Source organism: Streptomyces sp. TP-A0356 (genome assembly GCF_001417775.1).
Lineage (GTDB): Bacteria > Actinomycetota > Actinomycetes > Streptomycetales > Streptomycetaceae > Streptomyces.
In genome coordinates, this window is the sequence record NZ_BBZJ01000026.1 from 44,069 (window position 1) to 61,229 (window position 17,161).

Annotated in this window: 16 protein-coding genes; 10 read left to right on the plus strand and 6 right to left on the minus strand. The window is 72.8% G+C overall.

Translation table 11 applies throughout. From position 1 onward, the window contains the following. Nucleotides 1-279 precede the first annotated feature (279 nt). Entirely contained in the window at nt 280-636 is a 357-nt protein-coding gene (locus ASC56_RS27795) for a metalloregulator ArsR/SmtB family transcription factor (RefSeq protein WP_055494313.1), read from the plus strand. Continuing rightward, entirely contained in the window at nt 626-3,220 is a 2,595-nt protein-coding gene (mgtA, locus tag ASC56_RS27800; protein WP_055494314.1) for a magnesium-translocating P-type ATPase, read from the plus strand. Before ASC56_RS27795 ends, mgtA begins: the two co-directional genes overlap by 11 nt. Here the strand turns inward: mgtA and ASC56_RS27805 are convergent. Next, complete coding sequence (locus ASC56_RS27805; RefSeq protein WP_079102757.1) at nt 3,211-4,737, minus strand: LCP family protein; 1,527 nt, start codon at nt 4,735-4,737, stop codon at nt 3,211-3,213. The genes mgtA and ASC56_RS27805 overlap by 10 nt on opposite strands. A gap of 129 nt (nt 4,738-4,866) precedes the next feature. On the opposite strand from ASC56_RS27805, the gene tatA reads away from it, so the two are divergent. Continuing rightward, on the plus strand, nt 4,867-5,121 hold the full coding sequence (gene tatA / locus ASC56_RS27810) for a Sec-independent protein translocase subunit TatA (RefSeq protein WP_055494316.1): 255 nt from the start codon (nt 4,867-4,869) through the stop codon (nt 5,119-5,121). 20 nt (nt 5,122-5,141) lie between these two features. Here tatA and ASC56_RS27815 read toward each other — a convergent pair whose 3' ends face one another. Together ASC56_RS27815 and ASC56_RS27820 are read right to left on the minus strand one after the other, a co-directional pair. After that, nucleotides 5,142-5,372, minus strand: a complete 231-nt coding sequence (locus tag ASC56_RS27815) for a hypothetical protein (protein WP_055494317.1) — start codon at nt 5,370-5,372, stop codon at nt 5,142-5,144. A gap of 67 nt (nt 5,373-5,439) precedes the next feature. Further along, entirely contained in the window at nt 5,440-6,345 is a 906-nt protein-coding gene (locus ASC56_RS27820) for a LysR family transcriptional regulator (RefSeq protein WP_055494318.1), read from the minus strand. A gap of 144 nt (nt 6,346-6,489) precedes the next feature. Here ASC56_RS27820 and ASC56_RS27825 point away from each other — a divergent pair, with 144 nt between their 5' ends. After that, a complete protein-coding gene (locus tag ASC56_RS27825; RefSeq protein WP_234377089.1) occupies nt 6,490-7,767 on the plus strand; it encodes an MFS transporter in 1,278 nt (425 codons plus the stop codon). Between the two features lie 29 nt (nt 7,768-7,796). On the opposite strand, the gene ASC56_RS27830 is transcribed toward ASC56_RS27825, so the two are convergent. Continuing rightward, the gene (locus tag ASC56_RS27830) at nt 7,797-8,426 is read right to left on the minus strand and encodes a protein-L-isoaspartate O-methyltransferase (protein WP_234377090.1); all 630 of its coding nucleotides are present in this window, start codon (nt 8,424-8,426) and stop codon (nt 7,797-7,799) included. 129 nt (nt 8,427-8,555) lie between these two features. Here ASC56_RS27830 and miaB point away from each other — a divergent pair, with 129 nt between their 5' ends. Together miaB and ASC56_RS27840 are read left to right on the plus strand one after the other, a co-directional pair. Continuing rightward, on the plus strand, nt 8,556-10,085 hold the full coding sequence (gene miaB, locus ASC56_RS27835) for a tRNA (N6-isopentenyl adenosine(37)-C2)-methylthiotransferase MiaB (RefSeq protein WP_107309363.1): 1,530 nt from the start codon (nt 8,556-8,558) through the stop codon (nt 10,083-10,085). Between the two features lie 33 nt (nt 10,086-10,118). Further along, complete coding sequence (locus tag ASC56_RS27840; protein WP_055494321.1) at nt 10,119-10,838, plus strand: class III extradiol dioxygenase subunit B-like domain-containing protein; 720 nt, start codon at nt 10,119-10,121, stop codon at nt 10,836-10,838. 130 nt (nt 10,839-10,968) lie between these two features. On the opposite strand, the gene ASC56_RS27845 is transcribed toward ASC56_RS27840, so the two are convergent. Then, on the minus strand, nt 10,969-11,220 hold the full coding sequence (locus tag ASC56_RS27845) for an antitoxin (protein ID WP_055494322.1): 252 nt from the start codon (nt 11,218-11,220) through the stop codon (nt 10,969-10,971). Nucleotides 11,221-11,243: 23 nt separating this feature from the next. Continuing rightward, a complete protein-coding gene (locus tag ASC56_RS27850) occupies nt 11,244-11,510 on the minus strand; it encodes a hypothetical protein (RefSeq protein WP_055494323.1) in 267 nt (88 codons plus the stop codon). A 181-nt stretch (nt 11,511-11,691) separates the two neighbouring features. On the opposite strand from ASC56_RS27850, the gene miaA reads away from it, so the two are divergent. The 4 genes from miaA (at nt 11,692) to ASC56_RS27870 (ending at nt 16,833) form a co-directional block, all read left to right on the plus strand. Next, nucleotides 11,692-12,630 carry a tRNA (adenosine(37)-N6)-dimethylallyltransferase MiaA gene (gene miaA / locus ASC56_RS27855; RefSeq protein ID WP_055494324.1) on the plus strand — a complete coding sequence of 313 codons (939 nt, stop codon included), beginning with the start codon at nt 11,692-11,694 and terminating at the stop codon, nt 12,628-12,630. A 108-nt stretch (nt 12,631-12,738) separates the two neighbouring features. Further along, the gene (locus ASC56_RS27860) at nt 12,739-13,227 is read left to right on the plus strand and encodes a hypothetical protein (protein ID WP_055494325.1); all 489 of its coding nucleotides are present in this window, start codon (nt 12,739-12,741) and stop codon (nt 13,225-13,227) included. 65 nt (nt 13,228-13,292) lie between these two features. Further along, a complete protein-coding gene (gene dapF, locus ASC56_RS27865; protein ID WP_055494326.1) occupies nt 13,293-14,162 on the plus strand; it encodes a diaminopimelate epimerase in 870 nt (289 codons plus the stop codon). Between the two features lie 487 nt (nt 14,163-14,649). Further along, on the plus strand, nt 14,650-16,833 hold the full coding sequence (locus tag ASC56_RS27870; protein WP_055494327.1) for a bifunctional (p)ppGpp synthetase/guanosine-3',5'-bis(diphosphate) 3'-pyrophosphohydrolase: 2,184 nt from the start codon (nt 14,650-14,652) through the stop codon (nt 16,831-16,833). Nucleotides 16,834-17,161 lie beyond the last annotated feature (328 nt).

Below are 17,161 nucleotides of genomic sequence, written 5' to 3' on the forward strand. Positions count from 1 at the left end.
GCTTCGGGCGAGTTGCGGCGGGTGCGCGCGGCGCCACGGCCCTACGGGCCCGCTCTCGGCGGCCCTCGTCGCTGCCGCGCCGCCGAAGACCGCGGGGCGCAAGCCACGGCTCCGCGACGAGGCGCCGTCGAGTCGGGAGACTGGTGGGGAGTGGAACGCGGGCAGGCGCCGGCGCGCCGTCTCACGGCCCGCACGCGTTCGGCCCGGCGGACCGTCCTCCAAGGGGCCCTAGACTGGGACGACTCGTGTGACAGGACCCGGCATGAAGGGAAGGCGACCGTGACGGCAGGTGGCGGTGGTTTCGAGGACCCGTCCGCCGAGGTGTTGTCGGAGGCGGCCGCCGCGTTCGGACTGCTGGCATCGCCCGCCCGGCTGCACATCGTGTGGGCTCTCGCGCAGGGCGAGAGCGATGTCACCGGACTCGCCGAGCGGGTCGGCGGCGCGCTGCCCGCCGTGAGCCAGCACCTGACCAAGCTCAAGCTCGCCGGCCTGGTCCGCTCTCGCCGCGAGGGCCGTCGCCAGGTGTACTTCGTCGACGACGTGGACGTGGTGACCGTGGTGCGCCTCATGGTGGGCCAGCTCACCGACCGCGCCGCTCAGCCCAGCGCCCCGGCAGCCCGAATCCGTGGCCTCTGAGACCGCCCCACCCTCGGCGACCCCGCCGTACGGCACTGCCGTCACGGGGCCCACGTCCCTCCAGGAACTGCGCCGACTGGAGAGCAGCCGTCGCGGGCTCACCGACGCGGAGGCGGAGGCGCGGCTCGCGGACCTCGGGGAGAACGTGCTCCCCGAGACCCGTACCGCATCCTGGCCCCGTCTCTTCGTGCGCGGCGCGCGCGACCCGTTCACCACGGTGCTGCTCTGCCTCGGCCTGGTCTCGGCGACCGTCACCGCCTGGGGCACCGCCTGTGTGATCCTCTCCCTGGTCGTGGTCAGCTGCGTCCTGCGCGCCACCGGCGAGTACCGGGCCGACCGCTCGATGGCCGCGCTGCGCGAGCTGGTCGCCAGCACCGCGACCGTCCTGCGCCGCCCGGAGGCGGACCGGCCGCCGTGGGAGCGGGAGATACCCGCCGTCGAGCTGGTGCCGGGTGATGTGATCCGGCTCGCGCCCGGTGACCTGGTCCCGGCCGACGTACGACTGCTGCGCGCGAGCGGCCTGACCGTGCACCAGGCGGCCCTGACCGGCGAGTCGGCACCGGTCGCCAAGGACGCACTCGACGTGCCCGGACCGCCCCACGGCGGCCCCTTCGAACAGCCCCACCTCTGCTTCCAGGGCAGCAGCGTCGCCTCCGGCGGAGGCACCGCGCTCGTCCTGGAGACGGGCGCCCGGACCCGGTTCGCCCGGGCCCATGGTGCCCCCGTCCGGCGTGAGGCGAGCGCCTTCGACCGGTCCGTGCACGGCATCTCCTGGGTGCTGATCCGGTTCATGCTGCTCACCCCGCCGCTGGTCCTCATGGCCAACGCGGCGCTGCGCGACCGGGGCCTGGAGACGCTCCCCTTCGCCGTCGCGGTCGCCGTCGGCCTCACCCCCGAGATGCTTCCGGTCATCGTCACCACCTGCCTGGCCCGCGGCGCCTCCCTCCTCGCCCGCGCCCACGGTGTGATCGTCAAACGCCTGCCCGCCCTGCACGATCTCGGCGCCGTCGACGTGCTCTGCCTCGACAAGACCGGCACCCTCACCCAGGACCGGCCGACCGTCGAACAGGCCCTGGACGGTGACGGGAAGGACGCGCCCGACGTCCTGCGCTGGGCGGCGGTCAACGCCTGGTGGACCCTCCAACTCGCGGACGTGCCCGCTCCGGACGCCCTCGACGAGGCACTGCTGGACGCGGCCGACGGGGCCTGGGAACCGTACGAAGGCGTCGCCGCCCTGCCGTTCGACCCGGTCCGCCGGCTCGCCACCGCCGTCGTGCGCGGCCGGCTCGGCACCCACACCCTCATCGTCAAGGGCGCCGCCGAGGACGTACTGGAGCGCTGCGCGCTGGAGCCCGACGAGCGGGACCGGCTGCTCGCGCGGGCCGCGCACGAGGCGGACCAGGGCCTGCGACTGCTCGCCGTCGCCACCGCCGACCGCCCCGCCCGCACCCGCGCCTACACCCCCGCCGACGAACGGGGCCTGACCTTCCGCGGCTTCGTCACCTTCCGCGACGCCCTCACCCCGAGCGCCGCGCGTGCCCTGCGGGACCTCGCCGCCCGTGGTGTCAGCGTCCGGATCCTCACGGGCGACCACCCGGGCACGGCGGCCCGCGTCTGCCGCGACCTCGGCCTCGACGCCGGTGACGTACGGACCGCCGGGGCCGAGGACGACCATGCCGCGACCGTCGTCGCCCGGTGCACCCCCGAGGACAAGGCGCGGATCGTGACCGCCCTCCGCCAGGCCGGGCACACCGTCGGCTTCCTCGGCGACGGTGTCAACGACGTGCCCGCGCTGCACGCCGCCGACGTGGGCATCGCCCCCCGTGACGCCGTCGACGTGGCCCGCGAGAGCGCGGACGTGGTCCTCGCGCACAAGGACCTCAGCGCGATCGAGCACTCCGTCGTCGCCGGCCGCCACAGCAGCGGCAACATCGCCACCTATCTGTGCGTCACGCTGTCCTCGAACCTCGGCAACGTCGTCGCGATGCTCGCGGCGGGCCTCCTGCTGCCCTTCCTGCCGATGCTCCCGGCCCAGGTCCTCGTCCAGAACCTGTGCTTCGACTCGGCACAGCTCGCCTTCGCCTACGACCGCCCCGCGCCCCGCACGCTGATGCGTCCCACCGTGCTGCGCCCACGTGACTTCCTGCGCTTCATCACCGGCTTCGGAGCCGTCAACGCCGTCGCCGACCTCGCCACCTTCGGCGTGCTCGCGCTCACGCTGTACGGCCCCGACGCACTCGACGACGAAGTGATCTTCCACTCCGCCTGGTTCACCGAGAACCTGCTCACCCAGGCCTTGGTGATGCTGCTCCTGCGGTCGGGCCGTGGCCTTGCCGAGCGCCGGGACCCCGGCCCGGTCGGACGGGCGGCGGCGGTCCTCGCCGCGGTCGGCCTCCTGCTGCCCCTCACCCCGCCGGGCGCCCTCCTCGGCCTGTCCCCGCTGCCGACGGAGTACTTCCTCCTGCTCACCGCCGTCCTCGCGCTGTACGCGTTCGCCCTGTGGGCGATGAGGGCGCGCTACGACCGCCGGTCGGGCGAGGGCGGGGCGGGCCCTCGCCCTCGCCCTGGTGCTGGTCAGCCGTAGGTGAGGTTGGAGCAGGGGTTGTCGTCGGCGGAGCGGGCGTCGTGGGCGACCTTGCTGGGAACGGCGGTGGGGGCCGCGGAGGCGGCGGGGGTGTCGGCGTAGGTCTGGCCGAGGACGACGCTGACACCGGGTGCGGTGACCGGCTGGAGCTGTGCGCCGGGGAAGAGGGCGGCGACGGCCTGTGCGGTGGACTGCTGGCCGGGTCCGTACTCGATGAGCGTGGTGGTGTGGTTGTGGGCGTGTGCGGTGGCGGTGGTGGTGACGGTGAAGCCGTGGGTGGTGAGGGTGGTGGCGGCGCGGGCGGCGAGGCCGCGGGTGGTGGTGCCGTTGTAGACGGCGATGGCCCGTCCGTTGCCGGAGACGGTGGGTTCGGGGGTGGGGGATGCGGGGGTGTGGGGTGTGGTCTTCCTGCCGCTGGCGTCGTGTCCGTCGAGAGTGCGGTCGGCCTTGAGGGCGGCCCACAGGGCGTCGGCGTCCGGGTGGACGATGGCGACGCGTTCGCCCTGGTAGCGCCAGGGGATGGTGATGAATTTGGTGTTGTGCAGGTCGATGTCCTTGAGGGACATGGCGAAGGAGATGAGCTTGTCGGCGGAGCCGAGTCCGGGGTCCACGGTGAGGGATTTGGTGGCGGCGTCGGCGAGAGGGAGGAGATTGGTGGGGGTCAGGCCGTTGCTCTTGATCTCTTTGAGGAGGCTGGAGACGAAGGCTTGCTGGCGTTTGATGCGGCCGATGTCGGAGCCGTCGCCGATGCCGTGGCGGATGCGGACGTAGTCGAGGGCCTTCTTGCCGGAGACGGTCTGGAGGCCTTTGGGGAAGAGGAGTTGGCCGCGGGTGGCGCGGTGGGGGCTGAGGTCGCGTTCGTAGACGTCCTGGGGGAGGCAGACCTGGACGCCGCCGACGACCTCGGTGAGGCCGGCGAAGCCTTTGAAGTCGACGACGACGGTGTGGTCGACACGGAGTCCGGTGAGGTTCTCGACGGTGTTCTGGGTGCAGGCGGGGTTGCCTTGGGGGGTCTGGCCGATGGAGTAGGCGGCGTTGAACACGGTGTTGTTCTGGGCCTTGGTCCAGGTGCCGTCGGGGAGTTTGCAGGGCGGGATGGTGACCAGGGAGTCGCGGGGGATGGAGACGCCGACGGCGTGTTGGTGGTCGGCGTAGACGTGGAGGAGGAAGGCGGTGTCGGAGCGGCCGATGTCGTTGGTGTCGCCGCCGCCGAGGGCGTTGTTGCCGCCGGTGCGGGCATCGGATCCGATGACGAGGACGTTCTCACCCTTGGAGGAGCCCGTGGGCCGGTCGTCGGACAGGCCGCCGGCGTCGAAGGTGTTGATGTTGCCGTTCAGCTGCAGATAGATCCAGCCGGCCCCACCCACCACCAGCACCAGCAGCGACACACAGACGGCGAGGGTCAGCCGTATCCGCCGGCCGCGCCTGCGGTCGCCGGCCCCACTGCGGGAGCCGCCCTCCCCGCCTCCTCCGCCGCCCCGACGGCGCGAAGGTGGGTTGCGTCGGCTGCTCGTCATGGTCATCGGCGCCTCATCCGGTCCGGTCCCGCTGGATGGTTGTACAGTTGCGCAATGTAGCAACCATCACTGGACGGGCGAGCGGCGGAAGGCGTCCTCGGCCCAGGCGAGGAAAGGGCGGGCGCGGCCATGCTCCGCAACGGACTGGAACCCTGGCATCTGCTGATCGTGGCGATCGTCGTCATCGTGCTGTTCGGCTCGAAGAAGCTTCCCGACACCGCCCGCGCGCTGGGCAAGTCGATGCGCATCCTCAAGAGCGAGGCCAAGGCCATGAAGGAGGAGAACGCACCCTCGTCGGCCGCCGAGCCCGCTCCCGTGATGCCGTCGGCCATCCGCACCTCCGCTGAGGCGGCCACCGCCGAGCCGCCGACCGCCACGCACTGAAGCCCGTCCATCGGCGTCCGTCAGGGGCTCGCGCTGTCGTAACCGTACGCCAACGGCTCATCGGGCACGCCGAGTTGACGCCGGTAGATGTACAGCGCCGCCACCCGTACCCCGTCGGCCGGGTCCTCGACCTGGCAGGGGTACGTCACCTGCAGCACCGAGGGCCGGCCCGCGACCTGCATGCGCAGGCCGTCGGCCGGTCCTCCCGTGAGCACCGCCGTCTCCCACGTCGTCGCGACATCGAGATGCATGGGTGAACTTTAAGGGTTGCGCAATCGCTGAATCGTTGTGAACTGTGCCACTCCGACCCCGGCGCCCTCAGGGCTGGGGCGGCGCCGCGTCCTCCAGCACGTCGAGCAGGGCCCGTAGCGGGGCGCTCGCACGGCGGGTCGCGGAGACCGCCATGGACAGCGTCCACCGCAGGGAGGGATCCGCGAGGGGCAGGACGGCCAGCCCGGTCGTGTCCACGTCGGCCGTGACGTCGTGCAGCAAGCCGATGCCCAGCCCGGCGCGTACGTACGAGGCGAGCGTGCGGACGTCCGCCGCCTCCAGGACCACCTGCCGGCGCAGCCCGGCTCGGGCGAAGGCGCGGTCCACGAGCTCCCGGTTGCCGTAGCCAGCCGGGTTGTCGACGAACGGCTCGTCGACGAACTCGGTCAGTTCCAGCGGCGCGTGCGCGTCCGAGCGGGCCAGCGGGTGACCGGCCGGGACGAGGAGCACCATCGGCGTGGTGTACAGATCGCGCACCCGCAGCCCGGCAGGCGGCCCTTCCGGCAGTGAGGCGAAGGCCAGATCCAGACCGCCCGACAGCACGCCCTCGACGAGCCCCGCCGATCCGCGCGGGGACACCACCAGCGTCAGCGCCACCGCCGGGTGCAACTGGTGGAAGCGCCCCAGGAGGACGGGCAGATCGGGCCGGGTCAGCGAGCTCAGGGTCCCGATGCGCACGGTGCCCTGCAGTCGGCCGGTGCTGAGCTGCGCCGCCTCGCGCGCCGCGCGCGCCGCGTCCAGGGTGTTCCGCGCCTCGGGCAGCAGCGCGGCGCCCGCGGTGGTGAGAGCGACTCGCTGGGAGGAACGCTCGAACAGCGCCGGACCCAGTTCCCGCTCCAGCGAACGGATCGCCGCGGAGACGGCCGACTGCACGACGTGCAGCCGCTCCGCGGCGCGGGTGAAGCTCAACTCCTCGGCCACGGCGACGAAGTACTCCAGCTGTCGCAGCTCCATGGGGGCATTATGGGCGGATCATCCATGACGGCGATGAACTTCTCGGACCACAGCCGCCTGCATTGATGGCCGTTTCGTGGTGACTCTGGGGTGTAGGAGTTCCACGGCGCCTGGATGGCGCCGGCGCAGCGGAGAGGTCATCCCATGCCGACCGAACCCCGGACCCCGACCGAACAGTTCGCCGCCCCGGTCCGGCCGGGCGGGCGGGGCGAGGGCGCGCCGCGGGTCGGTCACCGCGTCGGGTTCTGGTTCGTGGCGGTGGCGTTCGCCGTGCTGATGGCGTTCGGCACCGCGCCCACCCCGCTGTGGCCGCTCTACGCCGCCCGGGACGGATTCGACGTGACCATGATCACCGTGGTGTTCGCCGTGCTGGTCGGCGGGGCCGCCCTAGGCTTCCTCACCCTCGGGCATCTCTCCGACCGTATCGGCCGCCGGCGCATCGTCGTTCCGGCGCTCGCCGTGGCCCTGGCCGCCGCCGTGGCCCTGACCTGGTGGACGTCCCTCCCCGGCCTGATCGTCGGCCGCTTCCTGAACGGTGTCGGGATCGGTCTCATGGCCTCCACGGCCACCACGTACCTGCACGATCTGTACGCCCGGGCGCACCCCGGCCGGTCCCAGGCCGTGTTGCCGGAGGTGGTCGCGACCGCGGCCAATCTGGGCGGTCTGGCGCTCGGTCCGCTGGTGGCCGGAGTGGTGGCGCAGTGGCTGCCCCACCCGCTCACGGTCACACAGCTCGGCTTCGCCGTGGCCCTGGCGGTGTGTCTGCTGCTCACCATGGCCACGCCGGAGACCGTGGACCTGAGCCGCACGGCCCGCGACAAGCCGGCGAGGTTCGCCCTGCGGCCCGGCATGCGGCCGGCGTTCCTCTCCGCGACCGGTCTCGCCTTCTGCTCCTTCGCACTGTTCGGCCTGGTCAACGCGCTGGGCTCGGTCATACTCCACACCAGGCTGGGCGTCTCCTCGCCGTTCGTCGCGGGCCTGGCGCCGTTCCTGATGTTCATCGCCGCCGCGCTGGCGCAACTGGCCCTGGCACCGCTCCCGCCGCGCCGTCTGCCGGCCGTGGGGGCCGTGGCCTTCCCGGCCGGTCTGGCCCTCGTGGCGGTGTCCGTGTACGGCTCGACGCTGTGGCTGTATCTCGCGGCCACGGCGGTGGCGGGGGCGGGCGGTGGCGTCCTGTTCAAGGCCGGGATCGCCCAGTCCGTGACGGCCGCCGAGACCGCTTCCCGGGCGGGGGTCCTCGCCGTCTACTTCGTCGTCGCGTACGCGGGCCTGGGGCTGCCCTCGATCCTCTTCAGCGAGGTGATCCGCCACCTGAGCATGGAGACGACGCTGATCTGCTTCGCGGCGGTCCTCTCGGCGGGCGCGGTCCTGGCGACGGCGGTGGGGTCGCGCGGCACGTGGTGGCGCAGAGCGGGACGGTGACGGCGGATCCGGGACATCCATGCCGTCCCTCAAGGGAATTCCACGTCGTCCGAGGGGAAGCCGTAGCGTCCCTGCAACCGGACGAAGCGGGCCATGTTCAGCACCCGCAATGGCTCCAGCCCCGATGCGGTGCGCTCGAAGCACACCACCTGCTCCTGCCCGCCGGGCCCGATCGGCTGTACCAGGCGGCCGCGCGGCCGCACCTGCGCGACCAGCGGCACGGGCACCTCCGGGAACGCGGCCGACATGAGGACCGCGTCGTACGGAGCGCGGTCCGGCACGCCGCCGCTGCCGTCGCCGACCCGCAGCTCCACGTTCCGTACGCCCTGCCGCGCGAGATTGGCGTGCGCCCGCCGGGCGATGTCCGGCCGTATCTCGATGCTGACCACGTCGGCGGCCAGCCGGGCCAGCAACGCGGTCTGGAAGCCCAGACCGGTACCGACCTCAAGGACGTGCTCGGTCCCGCCCAGACCAAGGCTCTCGATCATCATGGCGGACAGCGACGGCTGCGTGGTGACCTGTCCCTGCCCGATGGCAACGGGTACGTCCCGGTAGGCGGCGGCCACCTGACCGGCCGGGACGAATGCCGCCCGGGGCGTGGTTCGCACGGCATCGAGCAGCCGCTCGTCCCTGATCCCGGCGGCTCTGAGCGCTCGCACGAGATCCTCGGGCCCCCTGGATACGGAGTTCACGGGCGGGTCACCACACCACCAGGCTAGGGCAGGGCCAGGGCCCTTCCGACGGATCTCCGCGGCGTACGGTCTCTGGGGACCGCCTACCCTTGAGCCATGACCAGCAGCAGCGACCGGAGCCCGGCAGTGGACGTTCACAGCACCAAGACGTACGAGATCCGGACCTATGGGTGCCAGATGAACGTCCACGATTCCGAGCGATTGTCCGGGCTGCTCGAAGAGGCCGGGTACGTGCGCGCGCCCGAGGGGTCCGACGGAGACGCCGACGTGGTCGTCTTCAACACCTGTGCCGTGCGGGAGAACGCCGACAACCGGCTCTACGGCAACCTCGGCCGCCTCGCGCCGAAGAAGGCCGGCCGCCCCGGTATGCAGATCGCCGTCGGTGGCTGTCTCGCGCAGAAGGACCGCGACACCATCGTGAAGAAGGCGCCCTGGGTGGACGTCGTCTTCGGTACGCACAACATCGGCAAGCTGCCCGTCCTGCTTGAGCGCGCCCGGATGCAGGAGGAGGCGCAGGTCGAGATCGCCGAGTCGCTCGAAGCCTTCCCGTCGACGCTGCCGACGCGGCGCGAGAGCGCGTACGCGGCGTGGGTGTCGATCTCCGTCGGCTGCAACAACACATGCACCTTCTGCATCGTCCCGGCCCTGCGCGGCAAGGAGAAGGACCGCCGCCCCGGCGACATCCTCGCCGAGGTCGAGGCGCTGGTCGCCGAGGGCGTCTCCGAGATCACGCTGCTCGGGCAGAACGTGAACGCGTACGGCTCCGACATCGGCGACCGCGAGGCCTTCAGCAAGCTGCTGCGCGCCTGCGGAACGATCGAGGGCCTGGAGCGCGTCCGCTTCACCTCCCCGCACCCGCGCGACTTCACCGACGACGTCATCGCGGCCATGGCCGACACGCCCAACGTGATGCCGCAGCTGCACATGCCGCTGCAGTCCGGCTCGGACACGGTCCTCAAGGCGATGCGCCGCTCGTACCGCCAGGAGCGCTACCTGGGGATCATCGAGAAGGTGCGGGCCGCCATCCCGCACGCCGCGATCACCACCGACATCATCGTCGGCTTCCCGGGCGAGACCGAGGAGGACTTCGAGCAGACGCTGCACGTGGTGCGGGAGGCGCGGTTCACCCAGGCCTTCACCTTCCAGTACTCCAAGCGGCCCGGCACCCCGGCCGCCACCATGGAGAACCAGATCCCCAAGGAGGTCGTCCAGGCGCGGTACGAGCGTCTCGTCGCCCTACAGGAGGAGATCTCCTGGGAGGAGAACAAGAAGCAGGTAGGCCGCACCCTGGAGCTGATGGTCGCCGAGGGCGAAGGACGCAAGGACGGCGCCACCCACCGGCTCTCCGGCCGCGCACCCGACAACCGACTCGTCCACTTCACCAAGCCGGACGAGGAGGTCCGCCCGGGTGACGTGGTGACGGTCGAGGTCACCTACGCCGCCCCGCACCACCTCCTGGCCGAGGGCCCCGTCCTCGACGTGCGCCGCACGCGCGCGGGCGACGCGTGGGCGAAGCGGAACGCCGCGGAGGCCGCCAAGCCGGCCGGTGTGATGCTGGGGCTGCCGAAGATCGGCGTCCCCGCGCCCCTGTCCGCGGCCACCGCGGGCGCGTGCGGCTGCGACTGACCACACCACCAGGGCGGGGTTACGCTGCGGCTCGTGCTTGTCGCCGCCGCCGTCTGCCCCTGTCCGCCGCTGCTCGTGCCCGAGGTGGCCGCGGGCGCCGCTCCCGAACTGGATGGCGCCCGAGCCGCGTGCGCCGACGCGCTGGGCGTGCTCGCCGCCGCGCGCCCCGACCGGCTCGTGGTCCTCGGCCCCGCCGAGGAGGGCTGGCTCGGCTCGTATCCGGAGGGCACCCGGGGGTCCTTCCGCGGGTTCGGCGTGGACGTCGGCGTACGGCTGGGCGCAGGCGGGGCGGAGCCGTCGGCGTCGGAGCGCGAGCTTCCGCCCTCGCTCGCGGTCGCCGCGTGGCTGCTGGAGCGCACGGGCTGGGCCGACGCGCCCGTCCAAGGGCTGGGCGTGGCGGAACAGCTGGCCCCCGCACGGTGCGTCGAGGCCGGAGCGGGGCTCGCCGGGCAGGACGGGCGGGTGGTCCTGCTGGTGATGGGCGATGCCAGCGCCTGTCGCTCAGTGAAGGCGCCGGGCTATCTGGACGAGCGCGCGGCGGGCTTCGACGCCGAGGTCGCGCGGGCGCTGGGGGCGGCGGACGTGGCGGCCCTGCGGGCGCTGGACCCGGACCTGGCCCACGAGCTGCGGGCCGGTGGCCGGGCCCCCTGGCAGATCCTCGCGGGCGCCGCCGAGAACGCGGACCTCTCCGGCGCCCTCCTGTACGACGACGCGCCGTACGGAGTGGGGTACCTGGTGGCGACCTGGTCGTAGCGGGCGCCCATTCTGTTCGGAGCTCTTACGGCCTGTTCGGAGCTCTTGCGGCAGGACGAATGCTCGGACGGCCGGGAGGTCGGGGCCCCACGGCCGTCCGTCGATGTGTGTTTCCGGTGTCAGAGCCTGGTCAGGAGGCCGAGGGCGGCTGCGGTACGTCCGGCGGGGTCTGCCCGCCGGTCGCCGGGTTGGTGTCCCGGTGGGCCAGGCGCTCCATGGCGTCCTTCGCCTTGTCCGTGCCCGTGTGGATCCTGTCGCTGTACTTGCCCTTGGTCTTGTCGTCGACCAGCTTCGCGGCCTTGTCGATGCCTCGCTCCACCTTCCCCCCGTGCCGTTGCGCGAGGTCCGAGGCCTTGGCTTTCAGATTGTCCACGAGACCCATGGTCCACCTTCCCTTGCCGGGCGTTACGTGCGGGCGCCCTCGTCGGCCTCGCTCTCGGCGACCGTCTCGGCGGACTGCTGCCTGGGGATCCCGGCGCCCTCGTCGGGAGCGGCCTGCGCGGTCTCCTCCGCGGCGGCCCCCGACCCGGCCCCGGCCTCCGCCACGACCGCACTCTTCGCCTCGTCCGTCGCCTCCGCACCGGCCGACGCCTGCGCGGCCTTCGGCGCCTCGGCGGACTGCGCCTCCTCCGTCGTCCTCGACCTCCGGAAAAGCCGTGCAAAAACGCCCATATCAACTCCATACGTTACTCGTGCGGGCGAAATACCGCGTAGCGCGGTGTGCCCGCTTGCATCATCCGGTGCACCCGTTCTCGAACCGGTGACCGGAACCTCGCATCAGGCAACGACACTGCACGGAGGGCGTCACGTAGCTCGTTCGAGGCCAGGTCCGGACGTTTGGGAGACTGTTGCGGTGAGTAGTGCAGCCCCCGCACCGCGGGTCATCGCCGTCGTCGGACCGACCGCGGCCGGAAAGTCCGATCTGGGTGTATTCCTGGCCCAGCGCCTCGGCGGCGAGGTCGTCAACGCCGACTCCATGCAGCTCTACCGGGGGATGGACATCGGCACCGCCAAGCTGACACCCGAGGAGCGCGGCGGTGTCCCGCACCACTTGCTGGACATCTGGGACGTGACGGTGACGGCGTCCGTCGCCGAGTACCAGCGCCTCGCCCGCGCCCGGATCGACGCGCTGCTCGCCGAGGGTCGCTGGCCCATCCTGGTCGGCGGCTCCGGGCTGTACGTGCGTGGCGCGGTCGACAATCTGGAGTTCCCCGGAACCGACCCCGAGGTACGCGCCCGGCTGGAGGAGGAGCTCGCGCTGCGCGGCCCGGGAGCGCTGCACGCGCGCCTGGCGGCCGCCGACCCGGAGGCGGCGCAGGCGATCCTGCCGGGCAACGGCCGCCGAATCGTCCGGGCCCTGGAGGTCATCGAGATCACCGGCAAGCCCTTCACCGCCAACCTCCCGGGACACGACGCGGTCTACGACACCGTCCAGATCGGCGTCGATGTGGCGCGCCCCGAGCTCGACGAGCGCATCGCGCGCCGGGTCGACCGGATGTGGGAGGCGGGACTCGTGGACGAGGTGCGCGCGCTGGAGGCACACGGCCTGCGCGAGGGGCGTACGGCATCGCGCGCGCTCGGGTACCAGCAGGTGCTCGCGGCGCTCGCGAGGGAGTGCACGCTGGAAGAGGCGCGCGCCGAGACCGTGCGCGCCACCAAGCGATTCGCACGCCGTCAGGACTCCTGGTTCCGTCGTGACCCGCGTGTGCACTGGCTCAGCGGTGCCGCGGCGCACCTCTCGGAACTGCCGCAGCTCGCGCTGGCGTTGGTCGAACGACCGGTTACAGCCTGATCACGTGATGGCATCGGGACGCTCCGGTGTCCATCCGGGCCTCTGACGGCATGCCATCATCGAGCTTCGATCGACCAAGTGGAGTCCGAGTTGGGAGGGCGCGTGGCGATGGAGGCCGGCCCTCGCGACACAGCACACGGCGCGGAGCCGGGGACCGCGGAAGCCGGTGACCAGCGGCTCAGTTCCGACGGCCCGGACGACCAGCCCCCCGGCGGCGTGACCGCCGACGGGCCGGGAGTGGACGAGCTGACCGTCGGGCCCGAGGTCGAGGTCGAGCTGCGCCCGCAGCGCCGGCTGCGGATCTGGCAGCTCGCCCCGATCGTGGGGCTGGCGGCCGTCGGCTCCCTGATGTTCGCCTTCCCGCTGGCCTTCGAGTTCGGCGACGGCGGTGCCGTGGTCGCCATGCTCGGCCTGCTGATCTGCTCCTGCGCGGCCGGCTGGGGCATGATGGCCGCGCGCCGCGTCGGTCACACCTGGCCGGGCCTGCCCGAGCGCGGCTCCGGCCGCCGCCCGGACTGGCGCGTCGTCCTCGCGTACGCCGTGGTGGTCGCCGCGGTCGTGGTGCTCGCCATGTGGCGCGTGGCCCGGCTGCGCTGAGGCCCCGGTCCGCCGCCCGGACCCGGGTGGACCCCGGATGTCGTGGCAGCCCTTACGATCGAGGAATGAGCACGCGGATCGCCTTCCTCAAGGGCCACGGCACCGAGAACGACTTCGTGATCGTCCCGGACCCGGAGAACGCCATCGACCTGCCCCCGGGCGCGGTCGCCGCCCTGTGCGACCGCCGCGCGGGCATCGGCGGCGACGGTCTGCTGCATGTCGTACGCTCCGCCGCGCACCCCGAGGCCGGGGAGATGGCCGCCGAGGCGGAGTGGTTCATGGACTACCGCAACGCGGACGGCTCGATCGCGGAGATGTGTGGCAACGGAGTGCGGGTGTTCGCGCGCTACCTCCAGCGCGCCGGGCACGTGGCCGAGGGAGACCTCGCGATCGCCACGCGCGGGGGCGTGAAGAGCGTGCACATCGCCAAGGACGGTGACATCACCGTCGGCATGGGCAGGGCGCGTCTGCCCGAGGGGGACGTCACGGTGAGCGTCGGCGAGCGCAGCTGGCCCGCGCGCAACGTGAACATGGGCAACCCGCACGCGGTCGCCTTCGTCGAGGACCTGGCGCACGCGGGCGACCTGTTCACCCCGCCCCCGTTCAGCCCGGCCGCGGCCTACCCGGACGGGGTGAACGTGGAGTTCGTGGTCGACCGGGGCCCCGGGCACGTCGCGATGCGCGTCCACGAGCGCGGCTCCGGTGAGACCCGCTCGTGCGGCACGGGCGCGTGCGCGGTGGCCGTCGCCGCGGCCCGCCGCGACGGCGCCGACCCGGCCGTGACGGGCACCCCCGCGACATACACCGTGGACGTCCCCGGCGGCACCCTGGTGATCACCGAGCGCCCGGACGGCGAGATCGAGATGACCGGCCCCGCGGTGATCGTCGCCGGGGGCGAGATCGACGCCGGATGGCTGGAGAGCGCGGTCCGCTGACCTCCGACGGCTCGTGTGACCTCCGACGGATCGTGTGACCTCCGACGGCTCATGTGACCTCCGACGGTTCGTCGACCGGCGTGGCCGGGCGGCCTCCAGGGGGCGAACAGGCGGCGCGCTGAAGCACGGCGTGGCACGCGGACGGTGACGCTCCGCAGCGTGACGTGGCTGGAATGCGCGCTCGGCCGTGTCGCCACGCGGCTCCGTATCGCAGCTCGCGCCGCCCTGGACGCTGCGATCGACAGCCCTGGGCGGACCGCGGTGTTCGAATCGACGGTGGACGCTTCCGTCGGCGGCTCAAAACCGTAAACCTTCAGGCCTTCGCTCGAATGGGTGATCCGTTTCACGCTCGGCGAGAGCCGGTCGGGCGGGCGTGATGGGCTCGGTAGCATCAAGCACCGGCCCGGACGGGGGACCGACGCCAACCCCTGCGCCGCGTATGCCATGGGGCACCCCGTCCGCCGGTCCACGCAGCCGGAGGTGCCCAATGAGTGCGGAGGCCACGAACCCTGCCAACCCCGCCCCCGCGACGCCCGGGGCGCACCGCAGGAAGAGCCGCCCCCGGATCGACCTGCGCCGCCTGGGCCGGGCCGCACTGCTCGGCCCCGCCACCCGCGACCGGCTGCGCGACGCGATCGGCCACGTCGTCGAGGCGCACCGCGCCCACCACCCCGACGCCGATCTCGAACCCCTGCGCCGCGCCTACCTGTTGGCCGAGTCCTCGCACCGCGGCCAGATGCGCAAGAGCGGCGAGCCGTACATCACCCATCCCCTCGCCGTGACCCTGATCCTGGCCGAACTGGGCGCCGAGACCACGACGTTGACCGCCTCCCTGCTGCACGACACGGTCGAGGACACCGATGTGACACTCGATCAGGTACGCGAGGAGTTCGGCGAGGAGGTGCGCTATCTCGTCGACGGCGTCACCAAGCTGGAGAAGGTCGACTACGGCGCGGCCGCGGAGCCCGAGACCTTCCGCAAGATGCTCGTCGCCACCGGCAACGACGTGCGCGTGATGTCGATCAAACTCGCCGACCGGCTGCACAACATGCGCACCCTGGGCGTGATGCGCCCGGAGAAGCAGGCGCGCATCGCCAAGGTCACCCGGGACGTGCTCATCCCGCTCGCCGAACGCCTCGGCGTCCAGGCGCTCAAGACCGAACTCGAGGACCTCGTCTTCGCGATCCTGCACCCCGAGGAGTACGAGCACACCAGGGAGCTGATCGTCGAGAACGCGGCGCACGGCGACGACCCGCTCGCCGAGACGGCCGACCAGGTGCGCGCGGTCCTGCGCGAGGCGGGGATCCAGGCCGAAGTCCTCATCCGGCCGCGCCACTTCGTCTCCGTGCACCGGGTCTCCCGCAAGCGGGGCAGGCTGCGCGGCGCCGACTTCGGACGCATCCTGGTGCTCGTGAACGAGGACGCCGACTGTTACGGGGTCCTCGGCGAACTGCACACCTGCATGACGCCGGTGGTCTCGGAGTTCAAGGACTTCATCGCCGTCCCCAAGTTCAACCTGTACCAGTCGCTGCACACCGCCGTCGCACGCGAGGACGGCGAGGTCGCCGAAGTCCTCATCCGCACGCACCAGATGCACAAGGTCGCCGAGGCCGGCGTGATCGCGCTCGGCAATCCCTATGCCCCCGGGGCCGACGACCCGGCCGACGGCGAGCGCGCCGACCCCACCCGTCCCGGCTGGCTCTCCCGGCTCCTGGACTGGCAGGAGGCTGCCCCGGACACCGACACGTTCTGGTCGACACTGCGCGAGGACCTCGCCCAGGACCGGGAGATCACCGTCTTCCGGCCCGACGGGGGCGCGCTGGGGCTCCCGGAGGGCGCGAGTTGCGTGGACGCCGCGTACGCGCAGTACGGCGAGGACGCGCACGCCTGCATCGGCGCCCGCGTCAACGGGCGGCTGGCCACGCTGAGCACGGTCCTGAAGGACGGCGACACCGTGCAGCTCCTGATGGGCCAGGACCCGGCCTCGGAGCCCTCCAGAGAGTGGCTGGAGCACGCGCACACCCCCGCCGCCCGGATCGCCATCCAGCGCTGGCTCGCGGCGCACCCGGCGCCCGCCGAGCCGTCCGGTGACATGCGGGAACGGGGCGCCGCGCACCCCGGGACCGAGGGCTCGCCGGACGGCGCCGCCGAGCTCGGTCCCGACGCCCGCCCGCCCGCGCTGCCCGCCCGCCCCACCACCGACCCGTTCGGGGCGCGCGCCGCAGACGTCGTCGTCGACCTGCCGGGCGCCTCCGTGCGCCTCGCCGGCTGCTGTACGCCCGTGCCGCCCGACGAGGTCACCGGCTTCGCCGTGCGCGGCGGCGTGGTGACCGTCCACCGTGTCGAGTGCGCCGGAGTGGCGCGGATGAAGAGCGCCGGGCGCGCGGAGATCGGCGTGCGCTGGGGCGAGACCACCGAATGCCGGGTCACGCTCGTCGCCGAGTCCTTCGGGCGCCCGCATCTCCTGGCGGACCTCACCGAGGCCATCGCGCTGGAGGGCGTGGCGATCGTCTCCGCCACCGTCGAGCCCCCCAGCCAGCAGCGCGTACGCCACACGTACACGCTCCAGCTGCCGGACGCGGCGCATCTGCCGGCCCTCATGCGGGCGATGCGGGACGTTCCCGGCGTGTACGACGTGAGCCGTGCACAGCACCCCGCAGCCGCTCACTAGGGCCGCCCGCCCGCCGCCCGCCCGTCCCCGCAGCCGTTCACTGGGGGCGCCCGCCGGTCGGCGCGGCCGTTCACTGGGGGCGCTCGCCGGTCGGCGCGGCCGTTCACTGGGGCCGCTCGCCGGTCGGCGCGGCCGTTCACTGGGGGCGCTCGCCGGTCGGCGCGGCCGTTCACTGGGGCCGCTCGCCGGTCGGCGCGGCCGTTCACTGGGGGCGCTCGCCGGTCGGCGCGGCCGTTCACTGGGGCTGCCCGCCGGTCGGCGCGGCCGTTCACTGGGGCTGCTCGCCGGTCGGCGCGGCCGTTCACTGGGGGCGCTCGCCGGTCGGCGC